At 48.9% G+C, this 313-nt stretch carries 1 tRNA gene; it reads right to left on the bottom strand.

The window, feature by feature from the left end:
- Positions 1 to 121: 121 nt before the first annotated feature.
- Positions 122 to 197, bottom strand: a tRNA-Glu gene (locus OGX94_RS01630).
- Between the last annotated feature and the right edge of the window lie 116 nt (positions 198 to 313).

Below are 313 nucleotides of genomic sequence, written 5' to 3'. Positions count from 1 at the left end.
AGTGTGTCGTTTCAATTTTCAGCTTGATCCAGATTTTTAAAGAGCAAATATCTCAAACGTGACTCGGAAGTCAGTTTTGAGATACTTCGGTCGGCGACTTTCACTCACACATACCAGCAAGTGGCGTCCCCTAGGGGATTCGAACCCCTGTTACCGCCGTGAAAGGGCGGTGTCCTGGGCCTCTAGACGAAGGGGACACTGAAGTCTCAATCGCAAGACGCCTTGCTATTTACTTTTCATCAGACAATCTGTGTGAGCACTGCAAAGGTCGGTTCTTTAAGGTAAGGAGGTGATCCAACCGCAGGTTCCCCTA

Source organism: Citrobacter sp. Cpo037, from assembly GCF_030332945.1.
Lineage (GTDB): Bacteria > Pseudomonadota > Gammaproteobacteria > Enterobacterales > Enterobacteriaceae > Citrobacter > Citrobacter portucalensis.
Note: the sequence above shows the minus strand (reverse complement) of the source record. Positions and strands in the feature narration are given on the sequence as shown.